Annotated in this window: 23 protein-coding genes; 12 read left to right on the top strand and 11 right to left on the bottom strand. The window is 41.2% G+C overall.

Going from position 1 to position 22,848, the window contains the following annotated elements; translation table 11 throughout:
- Positions 1-135 precede the first annotated feature (135 nt).
- From IGI94_RS15750 to IGI94_RS15695, 12 genes are all read left to right on the top strand, one after another.
- Complete coding sequence (locus IGI94_RS15750) at positions 136-1,611, top strand: helix-turn-helix domain-containing protein (RefSeq protein ID WP_008381810.1); 1,476 nt, start codon at positions 136-138, stop codon at positions 1,609-1,611.
- Between the two features lie 512 nt (positions 1,612-2,123).
- Entirely contained in the window at positions 2,124-5,501 is a 3,378-nt protein-coding gene (locus IGI94_RS15745) for a BspA family leucine-rich repeat surface protein (protein ID WP_438899943.1), read from the top strand.
- 39 nt (positions 5,502-5,540) lie between these two features.
- The gene (locus IGI94_RS15740) at positions 5,541-6,059 is read left to right on the top strand and encodes a hypothetical protein (RefSeq protein WP_087664491.1); all 519 of its coding nucleotides are present in this window, start codon (positions 5,541-5,543) and stop codon (positions 6,057-6,059) included.
- A 25-nt stretch (positions 6,060-6,084) separates the two neighbouring features.
- Positions 6,085-6,648, top strand: a complete 564-nt coding sequence (locus IGI94_RS15735; protein ID WP_429968883.1) for a hypothetical protein — start codon at positions 6,085-6,087, stop codon at positions 6,646-6,648.
- 34 nt (positions 6,649-6,682) lie between these two features.
- Positions 6,683-7,021: an LPXTG cell wall anchor domain-containing protein gene (locus IGI94_RS15730; RefSeq protein WP_194188591.1), complete on the top strand. Its 339-nt coding sequence runs from the start codon at positions 6,683-6,685 to the stop codon at positions 7,019-7,021.
- Positions 7,022-7,197: 176 nt separating this feature from the next.
- Complete coding sequence (locus tag IGI94_RS15725) at positions 7,198-7,545, top strand: DUF7006 family protein (RefSeq protein WP_194199841.1); 348 nt, start codon at positions 7,198-7,200, stop codon at positions 7,543-7,545.
- A gap of 351 nt (positions 7,546-7,896) precedes the next feature.
- The gene (locus IGI94_RS15720) at positions 7,897-9,294 is read left to right on the top strand and encodes a polysaccharide deacetylase family protein (RefSeq protein ID WP_429968881.1); all 1,398 of its coding nucleotides are present in this window, start codon (positions 7,897-7,899) and stop codon (positions 9,292-9,294) included.
- Between the two features lie 36 nt (positions 9,295-9,330).
- Complete coding sequence (locus IGI94_RS15715; protein WP_061054469.1) at positions 9,331-9,849, top strand: RNA polymerase sigma factor; 519 nt, start codon at positions 9,331-9,333, stop codon at positions 9,847-9,849.
- Positions 9,850-9,881: 32 nt separating this feature from the next.
- Positions 9,882-10,721 (top strand): RsiV family protein, encoded by an 840-nt coding sequence (locus IGI94_RS15710; protein ID WP_225869329.1) that lies wholly within the window; start codon positions 9,882-9,884, stop codon positions 10,719-10,721.
- A 411-nt stretch (positions 10,722-11,132) separates the two neighbouring features.
- The gene (locus IGI94_RS15705) at positions 11,133-11,513 is read left to right on the top strand and encodes a MarR family winged helix-turn-helix transcriptional regulator (RefSeq protein WP_429960842.1); all 381 of its coding nucleotides are present in this window, start codon (positions 11,133-11,135) and stop codon (positions 11,511-11,513) included.
- Positions 11,514-11,593: 80 nt separating this feature from the next.
- On the top strand, positions 11,594-12,979 hold the full coding sequence (locus IGI94_RS15700) for an MATE family efflux transporter (RefSeq protein ID WP_061053438.1): 1,386 nt from the start codon (positions 11,594-11,596) through the stop codon (positions 12,977-12,979).
- Positions 12,980-13,260: 281 nt separating this feature from the next.
- Positions 13,261-13,947 (top strand): YoaK family protein, encoded by a 687-nt coding sequence (locus IGI94_RS15695; protein WP_438899942.1) that lies wholly within the window; start codon positions 13,261-13,263, stop codon positions 13,945-13,947.
- Positions 13,948-14,025: 78 nt separating this feature from the next.
- Here IGI94_RS15695 and IGI94_RS15690 read toward each other — a convergent pair whose 3' ends face one another.
- The 11 genes from IGI94_RS15690 to IGI94_RS15640 all read right to left on the bottom strand — a co-directional run bounded on the left by IGI94_RS15690 (position 14,026) and on the right by IGI94_RS15640 (position 22,597).
- Positions 14,026-14,565, bottom strand: coding sequence for a DUF1697 domain-containing protein (locus IGI94_RS15690; protein WP_086316677.1), 540 nt, complete (start codon positions 14,563-14,565; stop codon positions 14,026-14,028).
- Positions 14,566-14,839: 274 nt separating this feature from the next.
- Positions 14,840-16,231: an oxaloacetate decarboxylase subunit alpha gene (locus IGI94_RS15685; RefSeq protein ID WP_429968183.1), complete on the bottom strand. Its 1,392-nt coding sequence runs from the start codon at positions 16,229-16,231 to the stop codon at positions 14,840-14,842.
- Positions 16,228-16,782 carry a citrate lyase holo-[acyl-carrier protein] synthase gene (gene citX, locus IGI94_RS15680; RefSeq protein WP_005233059.1) on the bottom strand — a complete coding sequence of 185 codons (555 nt, stop codon included), beginning with the start codon at positions 16,780-16,782 and terminating at the stop codon, positions 16,228-16,230. Before citX ends, IGI94_RS15685 begins: the two co-directional genes overlap by 4 nt.
- A complete protein-coding gene (gene citF, locus IGI94_RS15675) occupies positions 16,763-18,295 on the bottom strand; it encodes a citrate lyase subunit alpha (protein WP_005233060.1) in 1,533 nt (510 codons plus the stop codon). Before citF ends, citX begins: the two co-directional genes overlap by 20 nt.
- Positions 18,296-18,297: 2 nt before the next feature.
- Positions 18,298-19,185 (bottom strand): citrate (pro-3S)-lyase subunit beta, encoded by an 888-nt coding sequence (citE, locus tag IGI94_RS15670; protein WP_005233062.1) that lies wholly within the window; start codon positions 19,183-19,185, stop codon positions 18,298-18,300.
- Complete coding sequence (citD, locus tag IGI94_RS15665; protein ID WP_005230465.1) at positions 19,173-19,481, bottom strand: citrate lyase acyl carrier protein; 309 nt, start codon at positions 19,479-19,481, stop codon at positions 19,173-19,175. The genes citE and citD overlap by 13 nt, the downstream gene beginning before the upstream one ends.
- Before the next feature lie 12 nt (positions 19,482-19,493).
- On the bottom strand, positions 19,494-20,489 hold the full coding sequence (citC, locus tag IGI94_RS15660; protein ID WP_086316674.1) for a [citrate (pro-3S)-lyase] ligase: 996 nt from the start codon (positions 20,487-20,489) through the stop codon (positions 19,494-19,496).
- 12 nt (positions 20,490-20,501) lie between these two features.
- Positions 20,502-20,627 carry an OadG-related small transporter subunit gene (locus IGI94_RS15655; protein WP_008381833.1) on the bottom strand — a complete coding sequence of 42 codons (126 nt, stop codon included), beginning with the start codon at positions 20,625-20,627 and terminating at the stop codon, positions 20,502-20,504.
- Between the two features lie 24 nt (positions 20,628-20,651).
- Positions 20,652-21,767 (bottom strand): sodium ion-translocating decarboxylase subunit beta, encoded by a 1,116-nt coding sequence (locus IGI94_RS15650; protein WP_005233072.1) that lies wholly within the window; start codon positions 21,765-21,767, stop codon positions 20,652-20,654.
- Positions 21,768-21,790: 23 nt separating this feature from the next.
- A complete protein-coding gene (locus tag IGI94_RS15645; protein WP_438899941.1) occupies positions 21,791-22,204 on the bottom strand; it encodes an acetyl-CoA carboxylase biotin carboxyl carrier protein subunit in 414 nt (137 codons plus the stop codon).
- Positions 22,205-22,213: 9 nt separating this feature from the next.
- The gene (locus tag IGI94_RS15640) at positions 22,214-22,597 is read right to left on the bottom strand and encodes a hypothetical protein (RefSeq protein ID WP_438899940.1); all 384 of its coding nucleotides are present in this window, start codon (positions 22,595-22,597) and stop codon (positions 22,214-22,216) included.
- Positions 22,598-22,848: the final 251 nt, after the last annotated feature.

Below are 22,848 nucleotides of genomic sequence, written 5' to 3'. Positions count from 1 at the left end.
TTTGAGCCTTTTTGTGTTTAGAAGTAGCTTATTTTTTTATGAAGTGATTAAGAGCCGTGTGTTGCTCATTTTTTGTTGTTGTGTTATGTATGTAACATCTAGACAAAAGACGTAGTGAGATATGAGGCGGAGAATATGAGAGACTTACAGTTAGCATTTATCAGTAATCGCACAACTAAACGCTTATTTCGAGTTTTGAGTGTGATGGAACGAGATCGTTTATTTACAATTGGTGAAATGGCAGAAAAGATGCAAGTCACACAACGCACAATTGCAAATGATCTCAAGTATGTGAAAGACTATTTTGGTGATTGTATTACCCTAATTTCGGGGAATAGTGGCTTTCTTTTTGAAGAGAAAAAACCTTCCGTGTACCAAGAAAAGAAACAAGATTTGCTAGAAAATGAGTGTTTATTTGAAATCATCGGTCATATTTTTCAAGGGGAATTGATGGATATTGACGAGTTGGCCCATCATTATCATTTTTCTGAGAGCACGTTTCGACGGTTGTTGGGTCAATCGAACAAAATATTGAGCAGTTATCGGTTAAAATGGGTGTCGAATCCATTGACAATTGAAGGGAGCGAAGCGGATTTACGGAAATTCTTCAAAGACTTTTATTACGAAGGGATTGATACTGCCCATACCCTTGTTCCCGACCCCGCATTGCATGAGTTGGTCTTAACCCAGTTAAACAACAAACTAGGACAATATGATATTGGCTCTGGAACAACACCAGCTGCTTTTTACTATACTTTTTTTATTGCAATCAAACGGGCGAGCCTTGGTTTTCCGATAACAGTCCCGAAATACTTGATTGAATTAGCCTACAAAGGAAATAGCTTCTCCCTCCTGTATTCTTTAAAAGACGGAATCAACAAGCTTTACGGCGTAGAACTAGCGAAGGAAGAATTTGCATGGATTTATTTAGTTACTATTTGTAAACGTACCTTAGATCGAGAAGCATCGGAGGAAAAGTTCTACCAGCAGTTTCATCAAGGATCAGAAATTGCCAAACTTACGGAGGCTTACTTACAAGAGTTTGAGCTCACAAATGAGAGCTATGCCAAGATAAAAATTTTCTTGCAATCCTTCTTTTTGTCTAGAAAAGTGAACTATGCGTTAGCTCCTGCATTGAACAAAGAGGCACAGGACATCAAAGAATCTCTCATGCGTTCTGACAATGAAAACTATCAACGGAATTTACGATTTTTAAAGAAGCATCAAAGAAAAGACTTTTTGGCTGCACCATATCTTGAAGATATTTGTGTGAGTTTAACGATCTACAGTGATTTGATTTTTGATTTTTATTCACCAACAAAAAGAATTTATTTTCTTCTAGAAGGTGATCACTTCATCTGCCAACAGATTCGAACTCGTGCAATGCAACAGTTTGGGACAAAGCACACGTTGACCTTTTTGCCATTGCAACATCTGACACAAGAAATATTAAATGCCGATCATATTGATTTGATTGTCACAAACTATAATCGGTACCTCTTAGACTATATTATTGAAACAGATTACTTGTTATTGAAAGCTGTCCCAGATGAGCATGACTGGCGGAATCTGGAAAGAAAAATTGATCCGTATCGAAAACCATTTCTCTAATCCCCGTACACTCGTTAAAAGTATTAACGAGTGTTTTTTTTCATTTATTTCATCCGAATATGAAAATGTTGATTCCCATTTTATCTAAAAATCATGTAACCTTTATCATGTAAGAGATAGGTATGCATACAAACTTACAGACAAATGTATCAAAAACCTTCGTTTTTTAGAATAAACATTTGTTGTTTATTCTCTAAAATAGAAAACCTAATCTAATAACTTTTCCATGACATTCGATCGGATCGAATGTCTATTTTTGTTCTAATCTAAAAATCGAAGAAATTTGAGACTAATTAAGAAGTAGATATCTCTTTATTGGTTTAGGAAGGTTGTTTTTGGTGTTTTTCATCCATAAAGTATTCCACTTATTAAGTGTACAGACCTTTCTCGTTAAATGTTCTGAAATTTTTAAATATTGAATCACATTAGTACGAAAAACGAGGTGAAAGTGATTTGAATATATAGATCACTTGGTTAAATGACCTTATATTTATATGTTAGGAGGTGGTCAGGTGAAGAAAAGATTATTGACTGTATTATGTTTTTTGGTTGTTCAAGTTTTTCATCCTATTATTGTTTTTGCCGAGGTTCATGTTCGTCAAGAAGACGAAATTGCTCAATCCAAATCATCAAGAGAAGAAATAAATGAATCAGATAGTGACGAATATTCAGATGATACACTATTTGAGAGTGAGACATCAAAAGTAGTAGATAGCAATATATCAGAAAATTCACATGACAATGAACTAAAACAAGAAATAGAGTCTGTGGCAGTGGCACAAGAAAAAAGAGATAGTAAAGTTACAGACTCGATTTTAGTCAGAGGGATACCTACAGATCAAGGGTTATGGGGGACTGTACCTTGGTCTTATTACGAAGGAGAAGGAACAATCATAGTAGGTGGCGGAACAGCAGGGGCGGCAAGAGAGTCGCCATGGTGGCAGTATCGTCACATTCGCAAAATAATTTTTGAAGATCAAGTGATTTTACCTAGTAACTCGTCGGGGATGTTTAGGGAATTACAACTTTTAGAAGTCATAGAGAATGCAGACAAACTAGATGTTTCTAACGTCACTAATATGGAGAGTATGTTTCAAGTTACATGGCGGTTAAGGGAAATAGATGTTAGTAATTGGGACACGTCAAATGTGACTAATATGAGACTTATGTTTGGGAATCTGGCGGCCACACCCGCAGCTTTTACTAGGTTAGACCTTGCATCGTGGGATACATCAAGTGTCACGGATATGAGTCAAATGTTTATGAATGCTCAAAGTCTTACCACCTTAGATTTAAGAGCATGGGACACATCAAATGTCACGGATATGAGTGACATGTTTCTTCAAGCCAATAGTCTTACTACTTTAGATTTAGGAACATGGAACACATCAAAAGTTACGAATATGAGCCGAATGTTTAATTTAACCCGATCTCTCACACGATTGAATCTTAGTTCATGGGACACTTCCAGTGTTACAAATATGAGTCAGATATTTAATAATACTAATTTAAAATCATTGACACTCGGAGAAAACAGCTTGTTTTCAGCTGACACTCAGCTTCCAGCGATTCAACAAACAGACGGTTATACCGGTGGGTGGAAGTTGGAACCAGGTACAGAAAATCTTGGGATCAGGTATGCCAGTTCAAGTGAATTCATGACAAGTTATGATGGCCGTTTTCCAGGTACGTATACATGGGAAATATTTGAAATGTGGGGATCCGTTCCATGGCTATATGATGGTATCTCAGAAACGATCATCTTGTATGGTGGAGAAGCTGGAGCAGTTGCAACTGCTCCTTGGAAAACTTATCCATCGGTCAAGAAAATCTTAGTCAATGATTGTGTTACTTTACCAAGAAATTCTTCCTTCTTATTTGATGGACTAGCAGAATTGGAATCTATCGAAAATGCTGATAAGTTTGATGTTTCTCAAGTAACAGACATGAGATTCATGTTTAGTCAGGTCCGTGCATTGAATATACTAGATGTTAGTAGTTGGGATACTTCTCAGGTAACTAATATGCGAGCGATGTTTCAAAATGCGAATGCTTTAAAGAAGATAGATGTTAGCAATTGGGACACTTCACAAGTAACAGACATGGCATTCATGTTTACCCAGGCGAGTGACTTAGAAGAAATTGACGTCAGCAACTGGAACACCTCTAGTTTACTGTCTACACAAACTATGTTTAACAATGTAAATTTAGAGGAAATAGATGTAAGCAACTGGGATACTTCTCAGGTAACTAATATGCGAACGATGTTTCAAAATGCGAATGCTTTAAAGAAGATAGATGTTAGCAATTGGGACACGTCACAAGTAACAGACATGGCATTCATGTTTGCCCAGGCGAGTGACTTAGAAGAAATTGACGTCAGCAACTGGGATACTTCTCAGGTAACTAATATGCGAACGATGTTTCAAAATGCGAATGCTTTAAAGAAGATAGATGTTAGCAATTGGGACACGTCACAAGTAACAGACATGGCATTCATGTTTACCAATGCAAGTGACTTAGAAGAAATTGACGTCAGCAACTGGAATACTTCTCAGGTAACTAATATGCAGAGTATGTTTGGTAATACTAACACATTAAATAGAATAACATTAGGAGAACAATCTATTTTTTCTGCTGCTGCAAACTTACCAGCAATCCCAAGTACTGAACAATATACTGGACGCTGGACGCTAGAAGAAAATTTGTCGGGTGATGGTTCGGTTATAACTTTTGAAAACTCAACTGAGTTTATGGCTAACTATGATGGTAGTTCCCCAGGAACCTATATCTGGGAGCGAGTAGCTCCAGAACAGCTTGTCGCAAGCATTGATCGAGTAAGCGATCAGTCCCAAACTATTACTGGATATGCAACAGAGTCCGTAGATGAGTTGACTATTAGTTACCAAACGACGTCTGGAGATAAGGTAGTTCTTGAAAAAGATGATCCTCGAATTGTTTGGGGCGATTATCAAGAGTCAAATCAACAAGTCCGACAGTTCCAAATTGATTTGATAGGGAATGAACGTCTTGAGACCGAGACAAAGGTAACGATTACAGTTTCGAAACCTTCTGTTGAAACGACCGGTGATAGAACGGAAGAACAAACAGTCATAAAAGGAATTAATTATCGAGCGAATAACTTCACTTTAGACCGTTTCAAAATTAATGAATTAAGCACGCAAGAAGAATTAGATGCTTTGATCCTTCAAGAAAGTCGCGCGCAAGCCGCAAATGTATTGACGGAAGCGGATATGACGGATGACTTTCGCATCGTAGAAACGGATCTTACACGAGAAGTGGACGAAGACGGCAGCTACTTCGCTGTTCTTGAGGTGGGGAATAAAGCCTACCAGATGACTATCGGTATCGATGTGACATCGAAACTGGAGCATATGCGAGTAACGATCCCGACCAAAATGGTCTTTGAATCCTTGTACAATCCGGCGGAATCGAATCGTAATTTTGAAAGCCAAGCGTATGAGATCCGCAATCAATCGCCACTTGCTGTGGATACCTATATCAATCAATTGGCGATCGATGATCATGCCGGAATCGTCTTGTTAGAAGAGGGAGAAGATCCCCTCGATTACGCTGAAAGTGAAAGCGAAGAGGAAGACCCAACCCTTACTTATGACGATATCTCAACCCCGCTGTTGCGACTGAACCTAAAAACGGAAGAAACCCAGATTCAACTCTATGAAGCGATGGAAGAACAACACTTGGTTCGCTTAGAAGAAAGAAGCCGCGTGCCGATTTCCTTAACGGGGGATTTCTATGGGGACTATCCCCAGTGGGTCGTTGATTCAGAAGCCGATCAAGGCGGGTATTATGAAGACTTACTTGTACCGAATTATCGCATCGTCTTACGCTTTGCTCCACGAGACTAAGAAAAAAAGATCGTACCAAATGTGAAGGAGGTGAATCCATTGGAGCAAACGAATCAAACCGAAAACAAAAAACGACGGAAATGGCTCTGGTGGTTGTTGCTATTGGCCGTACTTGCCGGTGGACTCGGGTACTATTTCTATCAATCAAAAGAAGCGGTTCCGTTGATCAGTGCAGACCTTTTGCCTGAATCTGGCGATGCCACCGATCAGCGATTATCTGAACGGGCGCAGGAAATTGCAGATGCGAATTATTTCACCCTGCAAATCAATCCAGAAGCCATTTTTGAAGATGGTCAAAGCACGGGATCCATCGAAATCGTTAATCCAGGCACCAATGTGTACCCAATCGCCGTGGACATCTCTTTACTGGCGAGCGGGGAAGTCATCTATTCTTCCGGTGCGATCTATCCAAATCAATTTGTTGAAAATGTCGCCTTAGCGACACCATTGGCAAAAGGCGAGTATCCTGCCAAAGCCACCATCAATATTTACGACCCTGAAAGCAAAGAAAAACAAGGGGTCACTGAAGCTGAATTAACGATTATCGTTAAGAATTAAAAAAAGGAAAAGTGAGGAAATAAAAATGAAAAAATTTGTAGCAGCTATTCTAAGTACAGCAACGATCGCAGGAGTAATCGCAAGCGGCACCACCGCTTTTGCGACACAAACTATTGATGGACGTGAAGGCGATACGTCAGGAGATGTTCAAGTAAACGGGATCATCGGTGAATTCGAGAATACAACACCTGGACCAAATCCCGATGACTTGAACCAATGGATCAATGTAACGATTCCAACGACTGCTTTGTTCTATACGACTGAAGCGTCAAGTCATACAGAGATCGTTTCGCCTACGTACACAGTGACAAATAACTCAGCAGTTGGTGTGATCGCTTCTGTTGCAGGTGTTGATACACCATTGAATATGTCTGAAGTAGACTTGTTAAACGTAAACGGGATTGAGTTGTTTGAAAACGGCACACCAACTGTAACAGAAACAGAATTGTTTACCCTTGAAGGCAACCAAGGAACGAATGAAGGGACGTTTGCGTTCACTGGTGAAGCAACACCTGCCAATGCATCAGAAGAATCAAACCCAAGTTTCAAATTGGTCTTGAGTTTTGCGTCGGATGTAGAGGAAGACTAAAAACTGAAATCCCAGTAAAGAAGGGATCTATCGTATGAAAAAACGAAAAAGAATCATTTTTTTCATCGCTGCATTACTGGCTCTGACTGTCTGGGAGCTATCAGAAACCGTTGTCGCAGAGGCGACAACAGGGCAGGTCACTGTGACTGGTCGAATTGGTGAAACAGCGAAGGAAGAGGAAGAAGCAGACGATGACAATAAGAAAACGATCGTCGCAGATACTTCTCAAATCGGACAAGGGAAATTACCGCAAACAGGTTCTTCAAACACAAGCAGTTTGATCATCCTGGGGTATGCACTCATAGTATTTTCTATCTTATTACTATTGAGTAAAAGCAGACACATTTATGGAACGACTGATTACTATAATTAGTGAACAAATAAATGAGTAGGCAGAGTATTCTATAATTACTTATGCCCTATCAGAACACCTCGATGGAGCTGATAGGGCAGTTTTATTTAATTGTTATAAAAAGGAAGGCAAGATAATAGCGTTTTGCTGATACAAATAAAATTTTAGGAAAAATACATAGAAAGAGGGGCAAATGAATGGACGGTGGAAACAACCACGAAACCTTTTCTTACTACTTCAATTTTAAGAAAATAAAAAAAGGTATTGAACGTGAAAAATTGGAAGCATATTGCGAAAAACACCTAACTGAATTCGGTCAGCTGATTGAATCGATTTCAAAAGATAATTTCTGGGAAGTGCTCCCAAAAATTCTAGGACTTGATGCAAAGATGAATCTAGTTTCAGAATTATCTCGATTCGACGATTTCTCAGCAGATGAGATTATTAGAATTACTGAGAATGATTACAAGACATATTTCAAAGAAATCTGTGGTTATGATCTAAGTGTAGAAAAGAAGAATTCTATCGTATTCAATGTGTCATAGGTTTTGCATAAATAAAAATTATCTTAAAAAAGGCTTCGAAAAAAAATTTTTTGAAGCCTTTTTTTGTTTTCCGCAAGTATTAAGATTAAGAACTAACGCTATTGTCTAATGACATAGTTAAGGGAAAACGCAAAGGTCTGATGTCAAAGCTAAACCTTAAAGGAAAAGATAGGAAAAAACGAATAATTTGGAAGTTACTATTTTTCGCTAATGAATTTAGACAGCAACATTATGGAGATAAAGGAATCACGATTAAGAAAGTTCACGATTGATAAAAACTTGCTAATAAATGAAACTAATTGACCTGTTCTTTCGTCATACCCTATAGAACAACGAAAGAGAGGAAATACTATGAGAAAAAAATTACTGTTAATAGCTATATTCTGTGCATTGATTCTTACGTTAGTAGTGGGTGTCACGTATAAGTACCTAATGAGTCAAGTGTATGGAGAAGAACAAACAAATTTTGAAACGCAAGTCGAAAAAACAATTAAAAATGCATTTTTTGATCGTGATATCACTCAGATTGAAGAATCAAAGAGTGGCGATAATCAATACAATAAATATTACCTGTACTATTCTGCGACTGAAAATAAAAATATTATAAAACAATTGGAAGCTCAAACTCAGGTTGCTTCGAAACAATTGAAGGATTCTCGGTCAATGGTGCTTTCCTATGTCAATGAGGAAAAGGTGAATGATGCCCTTATTAATCGACAATTAGTAACAAAGGAATATATTTGGGATGATAAAACAAAGTCTTTGAAATATTTAGGTGAATTAAAAGAATTATCTGAAATACTCTTATCCAAAAATCGAAATGAGCCTCGATTAAAAGATATTGTCAACGATGAATCAGGCTTGCTTGCGATAAACAGAATTGTACAAGAACAGCTACTTAGTACTCGAACTAAATTAAAATCGACAATTGATGAGGAAGAATTAGATCAAGTGTTAACAAATGACTTTTTAAGCAAGGATAGTAAGATAACCATTCTCCCTCACTCAATACAAATCGCTTTTGATAAAGAGGTCTTAGGGGTGACAAAGATGACTGTCGACATTGAAAAAATTCTGCCTTTTATTGATCCAGCGATCATTTCTGATAATAATCTGCCAAAAAAATCCTTAGACCAAAAAAGAAACTATATCGCGCTCACCTTTGATGATGGACCTAATGATACGTCTACTAAAAAATTACTAGGAGAGTTAAAAAAAGAAAAGATCAAAGCGACTTTTTTTGTTTTAGGTCAGATGGTTGATAAGCACCCAGAGGTCGCGAAAAAAATAGTGGGAGAGGGGCATGAAATTGGCAGTCATTCATACACTCACCCAGACTTGACTCAAGTAACCCTGGATAAAGTCAAAGAAGAAGTACTGAAGACTGATAAGGCAATATTTCATGCTACAGGGGTATTGCCAAAACTCTTTCGACCACCTTACGGAGCAGTAAACGGCGCCGTTGCCAAAACCATCGGATTGCCTATTATTCAATGGAATGTAGACTCTGAAGATTGGCAAGTCAAAAATAAAGATTTGATTGTAAATAAGGTAATTGATACTGTAGAAAATGGATCAATCATTTTGATTCATGATATCCATGAACGTTCCGTAGAATCCATTCCAGAAATGGTAAGTCAACTAAGAAAAAGAGGCTATGAGTTTGTGACTATAAGCGAATTGCTCTCTTATGGACAAAAACCACTAAATCAGTATTTTGGTTTAGCTGACCAAAGAGAAATTAAATAGCAGTCTTTTCTAGTCCCTTGGAGAGTTGTGGAAGGAGTGATCTTTATTTTTAAGAATAGAAGTCAAACAAAAAAAGTGCGCTATTATGAGCATCTACTGGAAGAACTGATAGAAGGTAAATATGATCAAATGTATCGAATTGCCTACAGTTATGTTTATGATCATGAAGATGCTTTAGATGTCCTGCAAGATAGCTTTCAAAAGGCGTTAAAAAGCTTTAGAAACACAGTAGAAATTGATAATTTTCAAGCATGGTTCTATAAAATTTTAGTAAGAACCGCGATTGATCAATGGCGAGTGAAGAGACTAAGACCATTTGGATTAGCCTTTGAAGAAACTATAGAACTAAGTCATTTTTGTTTCGATCAAAGTGAATTTCTTGAACTAAAGGAAATTCTAGAGAGAACGCCTAGTCCGGAAAGAGATATCATCATTTTAAAATATTTTGATGGATTTACCTTGCAGGAAATTGCTCAAATACTTAATTTAAATGAGAATACGGTGAAAACGAAGATGTACCGTTCTCTTGTTCAATTTAAGCATCTTTTAAATTAAAAAAACAAGATATGAAAAGGAGAATGAGCGAAATGAAACAGCACACGTTTGATGGAGAAAACCAAGAACAATTAAAGCGTGAAATAGTTGCACGTTTTCAAATAGAAAAGGCAAAGGTATACGAAGAAAAGAAGCGAAAAGTACTTAGAAGAGGCGTCGAAAGCGTGATCTTAGTGGTTTTTAGTTTTTTGATTATGCTTCAAAATACTACCTTTAGAGGTTTTGCATCAGAAATACCTATTTTGGGGGATTTGGTATCAATTATAACTGGGGAAACGCTTCTGTTCAGTCAAGAGGAGGCAGAAATCACTATTGATGTGCCTAAGATAACAGAAGAAAATCAAGTGTATTCGCAATTAAATGAAAAATATCTCCGTGAAGGACAACGAGCATATCAAAGTTATATAGACGTAATAAATAAGGTGGACGAAAAACAAATGTATGTCAGTGGTACCTATGATGTGAAAGTCAATGATAATCGATTTTTAGTAATCGACCGTACATTTGAAGAGACAGTGGGGAGCACCAATGTCGAACATCGATTTGATACATTCGATAAAAAGAACGAGGTCTTATTATCATTAAAGATGTTATTTAAAACGGAAAACTATTTAGAGGTGCTGGCTCAGGAAATTGAGCACCAAATGAAAGAGCGGATGAGAGTAAATAGCGATATCAAATATTGGGTTTTAGACTATAATGATACAAATTGGTTGGAGAATGATCCGAATTTTTATATTAATGAAAATCATGAACTAGTTATTTCGTTTGATAAATATGAAGTTTCGGCTGGATACATGGGGACACAAGAGTTCATAATACCTACTACAGTATTGAAGCCGATCTTAGTTGACGAAAATTTTTTTAATTAGATCGATAAATCAGTTTAAGCTTATTCAGAAAATGATTTCTGGATAAGCTTTCTTTTTTTCGCTAGCAAGAGCGGAAAATAAAGCCTACTTTTCTAATTGGCTTTGATACCATGAGGGGAAAAAATCGATGAACCCAGAGTCTCTTTTATACACGGTTACTACAAAGGCAATAAAAAGTCCCTTGTTGTCTGCTTTTGTCAGTAACTTTTCCACAGCGTGGAACTCCCTGAGCCTTACTACCATTATTGGATTTGAAAATAATTAGAGGTCTAATTATTAGGTAACGAATCTTTTTATTGACTTTCCTTTTTAACCGGTGTATATTCTTTTCGAATAGTTAGATATCTAACATTTGGTAAAGGGGGAGTCGTTTTGGAGGAACTGATCGTATCGAATTTGATGCGTTCCATTATGAATAAGTCACGGGAATCGATGGAAATGCGTATAAAAGACCTGGATATCAGTCAACAGCAAGGAAGAATGATTGCGTATATCGCACAAAATGAAGACAAAGGCTTGATTCAGAAGGATTTGGCCCAAGTGTTTCAACGTCGTGATGCCAGCATCACAAGTATGCTTCAAGGGTTAGAAAAAAAAGGGTATATCGAGCGCCGCATCCCAAAAAATAATGAGCGGCAAAAAAATATATACGTTTTACCTAAAGGAAAAGCGTTGATTGATCAAACCAATGAAGCTTTTTATGCGGCAGAAAAAGAACTGATCCAAGCACTGAATGCAGAAGAAGTCGAAGAACTGACTCGTTTGTTAAGAAAAATCGATCAAAGTCTATGAGCAATAAGCAGTCAATCACTGCTTATTGCCTGAAAGTTAGATTTCTAACAGTTAACTATCTAATAAAAGGAGGAATCATCATGGAAGAAGTCACAATGAATGAATCCAATATTTACTACTTAAGCGAAAGTCCGGTGCGAAAGGCAATTGCCCATTTATCGATCCCGATGATGGTTGGTATTTCAACCACGACGATCTATAATTTGATTAATGCCTATTTTATTGGATTGATCCATGATACCAATATGATGTCGGCGATTACCTTGGCGATGCCCATTACGATTCTGTTGATGGCGGTTGGGAACATGCTGGGTGTTGGTGGAGGAAGCTATATCACACGACTACTAGGCAATGGAGACACTCAAAAGGGCAAGAAAGTTGCCGGCTATGCGTTTTACTCAAGCATCCTGCTCGGTGTGATCATAGGGATTGTCACAGTAATTTTCATGGATCCGTTTATTCATTTACTAGGAGCAAGTGGGCAGACATTTTTGTATACAAAACAATATTCACTGATTTTGTTTGTAGGTGGAGCATCGTTCATTTTAAATTTTGCTTTGGAACAGTTGGTGCGTTCAGAAGGGGCATCAAAAGAATCAATGTACGGCATGTTTGTCAGTGTTGCAGTGAGTATCCTACTGGATGCATTATTGATTCTCGTCTTTAACCTACATGTGATCGGTGCAGGGCTATCACTAGTGATTGCGAATATCGCTTCAACAACGTATTATGTCTGGTTCCTAGAAACGAAAAGCGAGACATTGAAGGGCTTTTTAAAGAACATGAAACTTTCAATCAAAGATCAGCTAGAAGTTTATAAAATAGGGATATCCGAGCTGTTTAAATCAGCTTTCATGATCGTCACCACATTATTATTGAACAATTTTTCTGCTGAATATGGAGACAATGTTGTGGCTAGCTTTGGTATCGCTGTTCGAATCACGCAATTACCGGAATTTTTAACAATGGGTCTATTTTTGGGTGTCATACCGTTATTTGCCTACAGTTTCTCTGCCCATAACACGAAACGAGTGAAAGAAGCACTGAAAGAAGTATCTTTGTGGATAGGTGGGATCTCTATCCTTTTTGCATTGATTGTGTATTGGTTGCGAGTGCCTGTGCTGGGGTTATTTACAAGTGATCCTCGTGTGATCCAAGTTGGCTTAACGATTTTAGGGGCACAGTTGGTTTCTTCGATCTTTAATGGTTTCTCTGGTTTATTCACGGGCATCTTTCAGGCATCTGGACTAGGTGCTCAGACCGGAGTGATGTCCACGATTCAAGGAACATTCTTTATTCCGATCGTTTTATTGCTGCATCATTTCTATGGATTGGATGGATTGATTTGGTCAATGACGATTACAGAAGGTATCGCGTTTGTTGCGGGTGTCTTAATGATGATTCCTTATCTAAATAAACTAAATAAGAATGATCTGCCCGCCATGCAAAACCAACAGCGTATATGAATCAGATACATTCGGAATATTTGTTTATGGAAGAAAGGAAAACGAAAGGTTTCTTTTCGAACATCCTATAAGGAAAGCCCAACGAAGTTTGCTTTGTTGGGCTTCTTTACTTGCTATATATTTCCTTTTCGTTAAAGTAAGAGGAGATGTTGATTCTGTTATACTTACTATTGAAAAAAACTCCTTTTCAAGGATAAACGATCTTTTTCATGTATCAATAGAAGAAAAGCGTCTAAAACAAATGCTATTAGCAAAATTATCAAGCGATTGAGGAATCTACTATGCAAAAAAAAATTTATAAAGTTGTCTCTGTCTCGAATAACAGTCGTCTGTTTGCGATTTTAATGGCTTTTTCAGGTGGGGCATTAGATGTCTATTCTCATAATTACTTTCATGGATTAGTTGCTACTCAAACTGGGAACATTATTTTGATGGCTTCGAATTTATCCCAATATAATTGGCAGCAAATGCTGCCTAAAATCGTATCGATCATTTTGTTTACGGTAGGATTTTTATTAGGTATTCTTCTAAAGCGCAGCAATTTCAGTCATTATTGGCGCAGTTATACCATGTTGCCTGTTATTTTATCGAGTTTGATCATTCCATTATTGTCTCAAAATCTACACCTTTTTAAAATTGGTCTGCTTGCTTTTGGCAGTGGCTTGCTGATGCTGACGTTCACTGGAACGCAAATCGAAGGAAATCCTTATACGATCATGATGACCTCAGGCAATTATCGGAAAATGCTAAATAAATGGTATCTGTATCTGACCTCACGGAATAAAACGTCGCTTCAAAGACGCAATGCCCATAACTATACGATCGTCGTGCTCTCATTTGTCATTGGTGCTTGTTTACTAGCCTTTGTCAGTCTTATTTTAAAAAAATATTCAATTTGGATCGTAACCTTCACGTTTCTGCTTGCTCTTTTTATTGAAATCCATCAAGCGAAAAAGACGATTCGATAGTCAAAGAAAAACCGTCAGAGGGACTCCTGCTGACGGTTTTTCTTATAAGCTGAAACAGGAATATTTTTTAGAATGTCCTCACAGCTCCGCAATCTTCCGTACGGTATTGATGGTTCGAATCGTAATCTGTTTGCCGACGCTGGTGCTGGCTGTTTTTTTCCACCAATTGGTTTTTTGATAGTCTTTGCGGAGGTAAGACCAGAAGACGACGTCTTTGTAAGGGAAAACCTGTTCAAGCTCGGCATTCGGAGCCCCGAGTTTTTCAGATAACTCCTCGTAGGTCAGCGAAGGCATTAAAAAGATCAGGTTGTCATAGATGGTTTTATCTTCCGTTCCTGACCAGTCGGGCATATGGGTCAAGCGTTCCTGCAGCTCTGATTGGCGAATGATATAAATAGCGATATCAAAGGAAAAGTCGCGTTTGACCATTGCTTTAATCGTTTCGGCAAGGGCTTGTGGATCATCCTCTTCACTGGAAAAAATCACATTGCCGCTATTCAAATAAGTGACCACATTGCTAAACCCCAATTCTTCAAAACCGGCTTTCAATTCTTTCATAGAAATTTTGTTCTTTCCACCGACATTGATGCCTCTTAATAAAGCGATGTATCGTTGCATGGATAACCCCTCCTTTAAACCCCTTCTTTTAGCTGATTATAGAATGGATGGAGCGGAAGCACAATCCTGGCTTCTCAGCTACCCAAAATACGTGAGCGAGAAACGACGAATGCAAGCTTATTGGTGGAGTGGCTATGGCGCATGTATTTTTGCGCTGCTAATTAGTAAAAACGAATAAACAGCCTGTAAATGATAACAACCCTCACAAATCTGCTCAAGCAAGCGAATTTGTGAAGGGCACTTTCAGTCGTTTTCTCTGTTTCTGGCTTCGTTGCTAATCCACCGCAATCCTCACAGACACGGTCTGTACGGGGACATCATAAAAGGGATCTTCTCGTCGGCCTAAAAAGTCTTGGGCTTGTTGAGGGAAGAGGGCGTACATCAGCACGTCTTCTTCGCTTTTGGCATACTCAGCGATTTCTTCCCGAAAGGCTGGCAGTTGTGGTGCCAGTAGATCAGCTGGTCTGACGGTGATCACTTCAGCATCTCCGATGATTGTTTCTTTGATTTCGTCGGTGATGGGTGCTGGCGATTGACCGTAAAGTCCTTTGACGTAATCTTTGATCTCACTTGGGACAAGTTTGTAACGTTCTCCTGAAATCACATTCATCAAGGCTTGGGTACCGACCATTTGCGACAATGGGGTCACTAGTGGCGGATAGCCCAAGTCTGCTCTGACTTTTGGTACTTCTGCTAGGACTTCTTCATACTTGTCTTGCAATCCTTGTTCCGTCAATTGGCTGAGTAGGTTTGACAACATGCCACCAGGTACTTGATAGATCAAGGTTTTAGGTTCAATATCTTTGACTTTTGGATTCAGCAGACCTTCTTCGCGGAAACGATCACGAACGGGATTGAAGTGTTCCGCGATCTCAGCGACTTTCTGCAGATCAAGTCCTGTAGCAAAGCCGCAATCTTCTAAGGCGATCGCCACAGATTCGGTTGCTGGCTGACTGGTGCCGCCAGCAAAGGAGGAGATGGCGGTATCAATGATGTCTGCGCCAGCTTCCGCAACTTTTAAGTAAGTCATCTCAGCGATGCCGCTGGTGGCATGGGTATGGACTTCTAGCGGTAGATCGACGGCATCTTTGATTCGGCTGACCAGCTCGTAGCCGGTTTGCGGCGTCAAAACGCCGGCCATATCTTTGATACAGATGGAATCGGCGCCGAGGTTTGCCATTTTGTTGGCAAGGTCAACGAAGTAATCCACGGTATGGATTTGGCTAGTAGTATAAGAGATTGCTGTTTGACAGTGTCCGCCGGCTGCTTTTGTGGCGCGGATGGCGGTTTCTAAATTGCGGACATCATTTAAGGCATCAAACAAACGAAGAATGTCGATGCCGTTTTCAACCGATTTGGTCACAAAGTCAGCAACGACGTCATCGGCATAGTTTTTGTACCCTAAGAGATTTTGCCCCCGTAAGAGCATTTGTAGTTTGGTCTTTTTCACTTCTTTGCGGATTGCGCGCAATCTTTCCCATGGGTCTTCATTTAAAAAACGCAGACAAGCATCGAAGGTTGCGCCGCCCCACATTTCCAAGGCATGATAGCCCGCTTGATCCATGGTTTTTAAAATCGGTAGCATATCGCTGGTAGGCATTCGTGTAGCGATCAGACTTTGTTGGCCGTCCCGCAAGACGGTTTCGGTAAATTGGATTTTTTTCATTCTTTCACTCTTTCCTGAATGATTTTACGGATCTGCTGCTGTATATCTGCTACGCTATGAGTTCTAGAACGGCCACAAACTTTGGCATCTTGTTCACAGACGTAGCAGCTTCTTGTCGGCAGTCCGATTTCGGTGCGGCTGATAGGTAAAAGCTGGTCTTGGTTTTTGGCTAAGACATCCAGATCCACCAATCGACCATAAGGATGATGGGTCTCAATCTGAACCATCATTCGTTTTAGTTCATAAGGATCTGTGGGCAGTACGAGATAATATTCCGGTCCGGTTTCCAAACTACGGTAGAGGTTTGCCAGTGGAATCAGTTCCTTGACGGCCTCTTCGATTTCCGTAATGAGTTCTTCAAAAACGGCGGTCAATGGGACAGAATTTTTCACGGGACCGGGAATATTCATGGTGGCAACAAGCAATGCCGCTTTTTCATCCGCAGCGAGAAGCTCCCGTTGAAGGGAGCTTCTATTTTCTCGCGCCTGCAGCATATCGGTTAGCGTCACAGGGGTTCCTGAAAATAGGGCATCAGACATTTTTGACCACATCAATGATCGTGCCATCGCGGTATTCGATCAAAGCGACGGTTTTTTCCCCGTACTTGATTGGTTCGGGTTGACCGACAATGCTGTAGGCTTTTTCTTTTAATTCTTCAATGGTGTACTGGGGAATATCCAATGCTTCAAAATGGCTGATCAAGTCTTTGCGAGCAGGATTGATGGCGATCCCGATTTCCGTAACGACGACATCAATACTGGCGCCTGGCGTGACGATCGTGTTGACGGTATCGACGATTGTTGGGATCCGTCCCCGCACAAGAGGAGCGATCACTAAGCTCATTTTGCACGCCATACTAGTATCTGAGTGGCCGCCAGAGGCACCGCGGATCACACCGTCAGAACCGGTGATGACATTGATGTTGAAATCCGTGTCGACTTCCAGTGCGGAAAGAATGGCGGTATCCAATTGATTGATAAACGCCCCTTTGCTTAACGGTGAGGCATACATATTGGCATCGATCTCGTAATGATTGGCGTTTTTCCCTAGCGATTGCGCGGAAGGATGATCAAAGTCTTGGACATCGATCAGTTTTTCCACTAATCCTTCTTCTAACAGTTCCACCATGGCATTGGTAATGCCGCCGAGGGCAAAGCTGGCTTTGATCTCATCTTTGATCATCGCTTCGCGTAAAAAACGAGAAACGGCTAATGCGGCACCGCCTGTTCCGGTTTGGAAGGAGAAGCCTTGTTGGTAGTAAGGCGAGCTGGTGATGACCTTGGCTGCATACTCAGCAATCAGCAATTCTTTTGGATTTTTGGTAAAGCGGGTCGCCCCTTTTGCGATCCCTGCAGGATCACCGATGGCGTCGACTTCCACGACATAATCGACATCCGTTTGGGGGATGCTGATTGGGGTATTTGGAAACGGTACCAGGGTGTCGGTGATGATCACGACTTGGTCGGCGTATTTTGCATCGACCATCGCATAGCCCAATGAGCCGCAGGTTGCTTTTCCGACGGTGCCATTGGCATTGCCATACGCATCTGAGCTAGGGGCCCCTAAGAAGGCGACATCGATGTGGATATCGCCGGCGGCAATGGCACGAGCCCGACCGCCATGAGAACGGATAATGACTGGAGCATCCATAATGCCTTCGGAGATTGCGGCACCGACTTTGTCCCGCAGACCGCTGGAGGTGATATTGGTTACGACGCCAGATTTGATATGTCCGATCAATGGTTCATGGACATTGGCGATGGAACTAGGGGCAATCGCAAGATTCTTGATGCCCATTTTTGCGATCTCATCTAAAACGAGATTCATGATAAAATCCCCTTCGCGAAAATGATGGTGGAAGGAGATCGTCATGCCGTCCGTTAACCCTGTTTTTTCAATGGCTTCACGAATACTGCCCAAGACCTTGCTTTTGCCCGGCAGGACTGGCTCGATCTTGCGACTCGCTTCTTTGTAGGCATGGATATTGGCCGTTTCATTTTCAAAGACCCCGTATTGGTTGGCATAGCATTCAGGGATGTCTTTTCCTGCTTTGTTTAACACCATAATTACACTTCCTCCTCGGTAATCAATTTCGCTGCTTTGGCAAGGGCAATCACGCGTTCCGCTCGCTCAACGATTGGTTTATCGACCATTTTGCCATTCAAGGAGATCACACCAGAACCTTTGCTTTCGGCTTCGCGAATGGCCCAGATCACTTCTTTGGCCTGTTGGATCTCGGCTTTTGAAGGCGCATAGATCCCATTGACTAGGGGAATCTGCCGTGGATTGATCACTGATTTTCCGTCAAAACCAAGCTGCTTGATGCGAGTCGTTTCAGCGAGAAAGCCATCGGTGTCATTGATATCAGAAAAGACGGTATCGATGGCGGCGATCCCTGCAGCTCTAGCTGCATGCAAAATCATACTGCGGGCAAACAACAATTCTTGCCCATCTGGGTAGCGACGGGTTTTCATATTGGTGACATAATCTTCTGCCCCTAAAGCGATCCCGATCAAGCGGTCGGAAGCTGTGGCGATGTCTCGGGCATTTAAAACGCCTTCGGCCGACTCGATGGCAGCCATCATTTTGGTGGTTCCTACAGGCAGATCGTTTTCTTCTTCTACTTGTGTGATCACAGCGGCAACGTCAATGATATCTTGGGCGGTTTCGGTTTTCGGTAGTCGAATGACGTTGACCCCCGCTAGGACCATCGCTTCGATATCAAGGGCACCCACCGTGTCGAGGCCGTTGATGCGCACGACGGTTTCGATGGCAGAATAGTCAAAGGTTTTTAAGGCAAAATGCACCAGGGTCCGAGCAGAGTCTTTTTCATTCAAGGAGACCGCATCTTCTAAATCAAACATAACGGAATCGGCGCCATACAATGGCGCATCCCGTAGCATGGCAGCGTTAGCTCCTGGTACAAACATCATCGTTCTTCTTAAACGTTCCATGTGTCGATCTCCTTCCAAGCATACTGTTCTTGTTCGGCTGCCCGATGAACGGCTGTCAGAGTTCGGGCTTTGATGGTACAGTCCAATGCGCCTTTATCGGTGGCGGTGATTTTGGCCTGTGTCACGCCTAGATGGTTCAGCGTCTCAAGGATGACGGCGCGAATTTGTTTGCCGAATTGTTTTTCGACACTGCTATCGAGGGTCAGCTCGATGGTTTGGGTTGTGGTGGGCTCGATCGCGATCAAGATATCACTGGATTCAACGGAGCCGGCAACCGCACTTTTTTTGATTTCCACTTATTATCACCTCTAAATATAGTTATGCTGCATTAAAAATGAGAACGTTGTTTCTGGCAAAAATTGCTGCAAGGAAGGTATATCTTTTTCTGCAATCGCTTTCCGAACTTTAGTAGCCGAAACGGTTGATTGGTTGATCTTCAGACGGTCGATCACGATCAGTTCAAGCTCGGGAGAAAAAACGGCAGCCATGGCCTCATTGTAGAGTTGGGTCACGGGTGAGTAAGGCTCTGAGCCTACAAAACGCGTGGTGATCGCCAACAGCGGGGCAATTTTTTCTTTGAAGAGGGTTGCATCAAAGGCGGCTTGTTTTTTGGCAATCGCCTCAGGTGCTTGCTCTTTTAAGAAATAACTGGGAAAAACTGCCGAAGAGACGAGATAGTTGTTGGTCGGCAGCACCGTTACATTTGACAGGTGAGCCAAGCCCTCCGTCACCATCTGCAGCCGTTCACTGGCAGAAAACTGTGAGCGGTCTTCTGACAAAACGAACACATAAACCTGCTCTTTTTGACTCGCAGCTGTTTCAACTAAGTACAAATGTCCCTTGGTAAAAGGATTGGCGTTCATCACGATCGCGCCGTTGTTTTGTCCGATTCGCTGCCGTTGCAGTTGTTGGGCATAGCTTTCATAAGAAGGAACGCCTTGTTCCATGAACAAGATGTCTTGCGCAGCGAGCACTTCACGAAACCCGAGAGATTCAAAAAACAGACGATTTTTCGGTGCTGTATAGACGAAGGACTTGGTATAGCCCTCGTCTTTGATATGATCGCTAAGGTGCGAAATCAATTGCGTCAACAGCTGTTCGGAGCGTTTTTTTTCACAGACCACCACATACTTGATGATATTGGCATAGCAAGAAGCAGTAGCAATCAAGGTTTGCTGGTCAAAAATGCCCACGGTATAGGCAACTTCTTCACCGACGGCTAAGCCAGCACGGGTGATCAATTTTTGCCATTGCAAAAAGACTTCCGGATCTTTTTGCAGCCAGATTCTTTTTAGGGTATACATACAATGCCTTCTTTATTTTTTTACTGGGAAGAGCTTCGACAAAAGCAAGGATGCGAAGTAGATGATCAGGATCACGACAAAGACGCCGCCCCAACCGAATAACAACAATTCAAATGAAGTCAGTAAATCTTGACTCATAGTTTTCCTCTCCTTTCTAGTAACCTAAGCAATCAGTGCCAGCAGTAAGCCACCGGCGATGACCGAAGCAATCTGTCCTGAAACGTTGGCACCGGCTGCATGCATTAAGATAAAGTTTTGCGGATCTTCATCTGTCGCCATTTTTTGGATGACCCGACTAGACATTGGAAACGCAGAGATTCCGGCTGCGCCGATCATTGGATTGATTTTTTCTTTACGGAACAAGTTCAGTACTTTCGCAAACAACACCCCGCCGACCGAGTCCATAATGAAGGCAACCAGCCCTAAACCAATAACCATCAATGTATCGACTTGTAAAAATTCTTCATATTGCATTTTCACAGAAATTGATAAACCTAGGAGGATACTGATGATATTCACCAGTTCGTTTTGAGCGGTGATGGACAAACGATCTAAGACACCACATTCCCGCAAGAGATTTCCGAACATCAAAAATCCGACCAATGGCAATGAAACAGGAGCAATCAACCCTGCTACGATCGAGATCACGATCGGGAACAAAATTTTTGCCGTTTGCGAAACTTCACCGGCACGATACGTCATGCGGATTTTTCGTTCGTGCTTGGTCGTCACAGCTTTGATGGCTACCGGTTGAATGATCGGTACTAGCGCCATGTAAGAGTAAGCTGCTACCATGATCGCACCCATATATTTCGAGTTCAGCGTATTTGCGACAAAAATCGACGTTGGTCCGTCAGCGGCACCGATGATCCCGATGGAAGCTGCGTCGTTTAAATCAAAACCAAGCAGCACGGCAACGATGATCGTAAAGAAGATCCCGAATTGCGCAGCGGCACCAAACAATAAAAGAAATGGATTTTGCAGCAATGGACCGAAGTCGATCATCGCACCAATCCCGATAAACAAAAGCAAAGGGAACAATTCAGTTGAGATCCCCATATCAAACAATACTTGGAACGGGCCAGCTTCTCCACCAGCACTTAACACACCTGAGTTCGGGAAGTTCACTAACAACGTGCCCAATCCCATAGGGACCAACAAGGTTGGTTCATATTCTTTCTTGATCCCCAAATACATCAATAGACCACCGATGAGCATCATAACGATCCGTCCCGGCTCCGATCCTAACCCGACTACACCTTCAATTAACGTTTCCACTACGTCACTTCCTTTTCAATAAATTAGCCGATCGTAATCAGCAGTTCTCCTGGGTTGACCATGTCGCCCGCATTGACTGCAATGGCAACAACGGTTCCTGCTTTTGGTGCCACGATTTCATTTTCCATTTTCATGGCTTCTAAAATCATCAATGATTGGTTTTCTTGCACAGTATCCCCCACATTGACCAAGAGACGTAAAATCGTTCCCGGCATTGGAGAATGAATCGGCTCGCCGTCAGCAGGAAGCATACCTGGCGCTGGCTGTGGTGCTACTTCTGGTTCTGGTGTGCTGACTGGTTCTGGTTGAGCGGGTGCCGCTGCTGGAGCCGGTGTTGGCACTGCTGGGGCAGGAGCGGTAGGTTGCGGGGCACCGATTTCTTCCATTTCGACAAGGTATTCTTGCCCATCGATCGCTATTTTAAATTTACGTAACATGTTTTTCCCTCACTTGTTTTCATTTTTTTTGGCTATTTTTTTGATTGTGAACTGAGAATCAGGCAGCTCTCCTGCGGCAATACTGGCGGCAATCAGGGTGACTCGCTTAAATTCAGGATTGCGTTTCTCAATTCTTCGAATGACAAACTGACTTTCAGGGTAACATTCAGCCCCTAGTGCGGCGGCTATCAGACTGACTAACGGATAATCTTCTGCAGGCGTCGGCTGATAGCCCGACACTTCTTGCCAATCAGACGCGGGTGGGTCCGCTATCATTTCCCTTGGCTTCAGAGGAGGACTGACAGGCGCATCTGGTTCATCATGCGTTTTTTTGAACAATCTTTTAATAAGATTCATGGGTTTCTCCTTTCTCAATGATTCGTTCCCTTTCATTATAGAAACTCCCGTTCAATCAGCGAGATTTATTTCGGCTGAAAATTGTTTTTTCAGTGTTCCTTTTTTGAGAAAAGAGTGAAAAATCGATATAAACGTTGATTTATCAAGGTTTTTCTTGCGTTAATATTCTGTTAAGAACTTTTTAAACGAAAAATAAGATTTGAAAAGAGAAATTGTTTTTTTGCTGTTCTTTTTTTAAACGGGTCTTTTTTTCTATTTCTTGATTGTTTATTCTTAGACGTGTAAAG

Origin of the sequence: Enterococcus sp. AZ149 (assembly GCF_051714285.1) — a bacterium.
GTDB lineage: Bacteria > Bacillota > Bacilli > Lactobacillales > Enterococcaceae > Enterococcus_D > Enterococcus_D entomosocium.
This window is presented reverse-complemented; position numbering and strand designations above follow the sequence as displayed.